We start from the raw sequence: 5,101 nt of genomic DNA, 5'->3' as shown, positions 1-5,101 counted from the left end.
TGCAGTATTCGGTGCCGTCGTCCTCTTCCCAGTTCTTCATGAACAGCCCTTCCACCTGGTAGCCCTGCTCCATGAGCAGAAGGGCGGAGACGGAAGAGTCCACGCCGCCGGACATGCCGACGATGACGCGGGTCTTGGCGGGGTCTTTGAGTGCTGGGCTGGTCATGGCTACCGATGTGTATCAAGGGGGAAAAACGTCGATTCTATCAAACCCGGCGCGGCGCGTCAGTCGCGCAGCAGGGCAAGGCTGTGCAGCGGGCCTTGCAGGTAGTCGTCCAGGCAGCGTGGCACCAGCTCGCTGCGCCAGCGGCTGGGGTCGGCCAGCAGTTCTTCGCGGCTGAGCCAGACGGCGCGGACGATGTCGCTGTCCAGCGCCAGGTCGGCGTGGTGGCGCACGGGGCGGGCGGCGAAGCAGATGCGCTGGTAGGTCACGCCATTGCTGGGGGCGGTGTACAGGTAGATGCCGACCACGCCGGTGAGCTCGACTTCCCAGGCGGTTTCCTCCAGGGTTTCGCGCAGGGCGGCCTGGGGCAGGGTCTCGAAGGGTTCGAGGTGGCCGGCGGGCTGGTTGAAGACGTGCTGGCCGGCCTTGAATTCTTCGACGAAGAGGAATTTGCCTTCGTGCTCGACGATGGTGGCGACGGTGATGTGGGGTTGCCAGGTCATTTGTGTGTCCTTGGATCGCTGGGCCGCGTTGCGGCCCATCGCCGGCAAGCCGGCTCCCACAGGTTCGAGGCGTGTGCTGCACCTGTGGGAGCTGGCTTGCCAGCGATGGGCTGCAAAGCAGCGGCCAATTCCCAGAAAGCACAAACCCCGGTGCGTGGCCGGGGTTTGTGCTGTTACTTCAAGCGAACCTTACAGGGCGGCAATGGCGCTGTTCAGGGTCTGGCTTGGGCGCATCACCTTGGCGGTCAGCTCGGCATCCGGGGCGTAGTAGCCACCGATGTCGGCTGGCTTGCCCTGAACGGCGTTGAGCTCGGCAACGATGGTCGCCTCGTTCTCTGCCAGGGTCTTGGCCAGCGGTGCGAAGCGCGCCTGCAGGGCGGCGTCGTCGCTCTGGGCAGCCAGGGCCTGGGCCCAGTACAGGGTCAGGTAGAAGTGGCTGCCGCGGTTGTCGATACCACCGACTTTGCGCGAAGGCGACTTGTTGGTGTCGAGGAACTTGCCGGTCGCCTGGTCCAGGGTATTGGCCAGGACCTTGGCGCGCGGGTTGTCGTAGGTGTTGCCCAGGTGCTCCAGGGAAGCGGCCAGGGCCAGGAATTCACCCAGCGAGTCCCAACGCAGGAAGTTCTCTTCCACCAGCTGCTGCACGTGCTTGGGTGCCGAACCGCCGGCGCCGGTTTCGAACAGGCCACCGCCGTTCATCAGCGGCACGATCGACAGCATCTTGGCGCTGGTGCCCAGCTCCATGATCGGGAACAGGTCGGTCAGGTAGTCGCGCAGCACGTTGCCGGTCACCGAGATGGTGTCCTTGCCTTCGCGGATGCGGGCCAGGGAGAACTTGATGGCGTCGACCGGCGCCAGGACACGGATGTCCAGGCCAGCGGTGTCGTGATCCTTCAGGTAGGTCTGCACCTTCTCGATCATCACGCCGTCGTGGGCGCGGGCCGGGTCCAGCCAGAACACCGCAGGGGTGTTGCTCAGGCGGGCACGGTTGACGGCCAGCTTGACCCAGTCCTGGATCGGCGCGTCCTTGGTCTGGCACATGCGGAAGATGTCACCGGCTTCGACGTTCTGCTCCAGAACGACCTTGCCCTTGCCATCGACCACGCGCACGACGCCGTCGGCCTTGACCTGGAAGGTCTTGTCGTGGGAGCCGTACTCTTCGGCTTTCTGCGCCATCAGGCCAACGTTCGGCACGCTGCCCATGGTGGTCGGGTCGAAGGCGCCGTTGGCCTTGCAGTCTTCGATGGTGGCCTGGTAGATGCCGGCGTAGCAGCGGTCCGGGATGATCGCCTTGGCGTCCTGCAGTTCACCGGCGGTGTTCCACATCTTGCCCGAGTCGCGGATCATCGCTGGCATCGAGGCGTCGACGATGACGTCGCTCGGCACGTGCAGGTTGGTGATGCCCTTGTCGGAGTTGACCATGGCCAGGGCCGGACGCTCGGCGTACAGGGCCTGGATGTCGGCTTCGATTTCGGCCTGCTTGTCGGCTGGCAGGTCCTTGATGCGGGCGTACAGGTCGCCGATGCCGTTGTTGGCGTTGAAGCCGACTTCGGTCAGGGCGGCGGCGTGCTTGGCCAGTACTTCACCGTAGAAGGCTTCGACGATGACGCCGAACATGATCGGGTCGGAAACCTTCATCATGGTGGCTTTCAGGTGCACCGACAGCAGTACGCCGGAGGCCTTGGCATCGGCGATCTGCTCGGCGATGAAGGCTTTCAGGGCCTTGCGGCTCATGGTCGCGCAGTCGATGATTTCGGCGGCCTTGACGGCGGTCTTTTCCTTCAGGACGGTGGTGCTGCCGTCTTTGCCGACCAGCTCGATGCGCAGGCTGTCGTCAGCTTCGATCAGGGCGGCTTTTTCGCTGCCGTAGAAGTCGCCGTTGTTCATGTGGGAAACGTGCGACTTGGAGTCGGCGGCCCAGGCGCCCATCTTGTGCGGGTGCTTGCGTGCGTAGTTCTTGACCGACAGCGGGGCGCGGCGGTCGGAGTTGCCTTCGCGCAGTACCGGGTTCACGGCGCTGCCCTTGATGCGGTCGTAGCGTGCGCGCGATTCTTTCTCTTCGGCGCTGGCCGGCTCGTCGGCGTAGTCAGGGATGTTGTAGCCCTTGCCCTGCAGCTCCTTGATCGCCGCCTTCAATTGCGGGACCGAGGCCGAAATGTTCGGCAGCTTGATGATGTTGGCTTCAGGGGTGGTAGCCAGCTGGCCCAGTTCCGCCAGGTGATCGCCTACCTGCTTCTCGGCGCCCAGTTGCTCCGGGAATGCCGCGAGGATGCGGCCAGCCAGGGAGATGTCGCGGGTTTCTACGGCGATGTCAGCCGAAGCGGTGAAAGCTTCGATGATCGGCAGCAGCGAGTAGGTGGCGAGGGCGGGGGCTTCGTCGGTGAAGGTATAGATGATCTTGGAACGGGTGGGCATGCGGGTTAACTCTCTATGTGCTGAGCGTACTCGAGTCTCGTGGTGCGCAGGGTAGGCGCTTCGCCCAGGCGATGCCATAGGCGGAAAGTCGAGAGGCTGCGAGCGGTGATGGTGGATGCATCAGTCGAGCGTCAAGTGCTGAGCTGCGGTAACAGCCCAGGCTTCGTGGCCAGGCGTCGTGCCTGGCCGAGGGCGAGCCGCATTTTCCTGGGATTCGCCCCGATGACCCTTCGGTCGCGGCGCAGTATATCAAACCAATCGGGCTAATCAGCAAGGTGAAGTGGCATCGGCGCCATTTATAAGACCAAAGACGTAGGGGCAATGTGGTGGATTGCCGCAGGGCGGGCGCTGGCAAAGGGTGGGCGCAGCCGATGCAAGGTGCGCCGCTTGCAGGTCGGCGGATGTGGTTTAGGCTCAGTGGGATCGCATGATGTCCAATCACACCCGAAAGCGGAGTAGTGCAAGCATGGGATACCAGAAAATCAAGGTTCCGACCGACGGCGCCAAGATCACCGTCAATGCAGACCATTCGCTCAATGTGCCCGACAACCCCATCATTCCTTATATCGAAGGCGATGGGATTGGCGTCGATGTGTCGCCGGTGATGATCAAGGTGGTCGATGCGGCCGTGCACAAGGCCTACGGCGGCAAGCGCAAGATCCACTGGATGGAGGTGTATGCCGGGGAGAAGGCCACCCAGGTGTACGACCAGGACACCTGGCTGCCCCAGGAAACCCTGGATGCGGTGAAGGACTACGTGGTGTCGATCAAGGGGCCGCTGACCACGCCGGTGGGCGGTGGCATCCGTTCGCTCAACGTGGCCCTGCGCCAGCAGCTCGACCTGTATGTGTGCCTGCGCCCGGTGCTGTGGTTCAAGGGCGTGCCGAGCCCGGTCAAGAAGCCAGGCGATGTGGACATGGTGATCTTCCGCGAGAACTCCGAAGACATCTACGCCGGCATCGAGTGGAAAGCCGGCTCGCCCGAGGCGAACAAGGTGATCAAGTTCCTCAAGGAGGAAATGGGCGTCACCAAGATCCGCTTCGACCAGGACTGCGGCATCGGCGTCAAGCCGGTCTCGCGCGAGGGCACCAAGCGCCTGGTGCGCAAGGCCTTGCAATATGTGGTGGACAACGACCGTGAATCGCTGACCCTGGTGCACAAGGGCAACATCATGAAGTTCACCGAAGGTGCCTTCAAGGACTGGGGCTACGAGGTGGCTCGCGATGAATTCGGCGCCGAACTGCTCGATGGCGGCCCGTGGATGAAGTTCAAGAACCCCAAGACCGGGCGCGAGGTCATCGTCAAGGATGCCATTGCCGACGCCATGCTTCAGCAGATCCTGCTGCGCCCGGCCGAGTACGATGTGATCGCCACGCTCAACCTCAACGGTGACTACCTGTCCGACGCCCTGGCGGCGGAAGTGGGCGGCATCGGTATCGCGCCGGGGGCCAACCTGTCCGACACCGTGGCCATGTTCGAGGCGACCCATGGCACCGCGCCCAAGTACGCCGGGCAGGACAAGGTGAACCCGGGCTCGGTGATTCTTTCGGCGGAAATGATGCTGCGGCACATGGGCTGGACCGAGGCGGCCGACCTGATCATCAAGGGCACCAATGGCGCGATCGGGGCCAAGACCGTGACCTACGACTTCGAGCGGCTGATGGAAGGGGCTAAGCTTGTGGGCAGCTCAGGCTTCGGCGACGAGATGATCAAGCACATGTGAGGCAAAGCAAAACCGGCCGTCTCGTGAAGAGGCGGCCGGTTTTTCGTGTACCGGCACAGGGCAGGGGTCAGGCTTTGGCGGTTTCGCTCTGGGGTTCGCCCTGGGCATTGGCGACCTCTGCAGCTGCCGCGGCGGCATCCTTGATTTCGACGGCGTGCAGGCCTTTGGGGCCCTGGACGATGTCGAACACTACGGCCTGGCCAGCCTTGAGGGTCTTGTATCCGTCCATGCGAATGGCCGAATAATGAGCGAAAAGGTCATCGGATTTACCTTCCTCGTTGATGAATCCGTAGCCCT

At 63.3% G+C, this 5,101-nt stretch carries 4 protein-coding genes and 1 pseudogene; 1 reads left to right on the top strand and 4 read right to left on the bottom strand.

The window, feature by feature from the left end; genetic code table 11:
• From mnmA to B3E94_RS23155, 3 genes and pseudogenes are all read right to left on the bottom strand, one after another.
• Positions 1 to 166: pseudogene (gene mnmA / locus B3E94_RS23165) on the bottom strand (tRNA 2-thiouridine(34) synthase MnmA); the annotation flags it as partial.
• A 59-nt stretch (positions 167 to 225) separates the two neighbouring features.
• On the bottom strand, positions 226 to 666 hold the full coding sequence (locus B3E94_RS23160) for an NUDIX hydrolase (protein WP_176517349.1): 441 nt from the start codon (positions 664 to 666) through the stop codon (positions 226 to 228).
• A gap of 189 nt (positions 667 to 855) precedes the next feature.
• The gene (locus B3E94_RS23155; protein WP_286915370.1) at positions 856 to 3,081 is read right to left on the bottom strand and encodes an NADP-dependent isocitrate dehydrogenase; all 2,226 of its coding nucleotides are present in this window, start codon (positions 3,079 to 3,081) and stop codon (positions 856 to 858) included.
• Positions 3,082 to 3,547: 466 nt separating this feature from the next.
• Here B3E94_RS23155 and icd point away from each other — a divergent pair, with 466 nt between their 5' ends.
• Complete coding sequence (icd, locus tag B3E94_RS23150) at positions 3,548 to 4,804, top strand: NADP-dependent isocitrate dehydrogenase (protein WP_176515161.1); 1,257 nt, start codon at positions 3,548 to 3,550, stop codon at positions 4,802 to 4,804.
• A 67-nt stretch (positions 4,805 to 4,871) separates the two neighbouring features.
• Here the strand turns inward: icd and B3E94_RS23145 are convergent.
• Positions 4,872 to 5,101: cold shock domain-containing protein (locus B3E94_RS23145; RefSeq protein WP_286915368.1), on the bottom strand; the 230-nt coding region annotated here is incomplete at its 5' end.

The organism is Pseudomonas sp. UBA6315 (genome assembly GCF_002438125.1).
In the GTDB taxonomy this organism is placed as follows: Bacteria; Pseudomonadota; Gammaproteobacteria; order Pseudomonadales; family Pseudomonadaceae; genus Aquipseudomonas; species Aquipseudomonas faucium.
This window is presented reverse-complemented; position numbering and strand designations above follow the sequence as displayed.

Excerpts from the sequence above, each read along its gene's own strand:
- B3E94_RS23160 (WP_176517349.1), bottom strand. The coding sequence starts at position 666 with ATGACCTGGCAACCCCACATCACCGTCGCCACCATCGTCGAGCACGAA.
- B3E94_RS23155 (WP_286915370.1), bottom strand. The coding sequence starts at position 3,081 with ATGCCCACCCGTTCCAAGATCATCTATACCTTCACCGACGAAGCCCCC.
- icd (WP_176515161.1), top strand. The coding sequence starts at position 3,548 with ATGGGATACCAGAAAATCAAGGTTCCGACCGACGGCGCCAAGATCACC.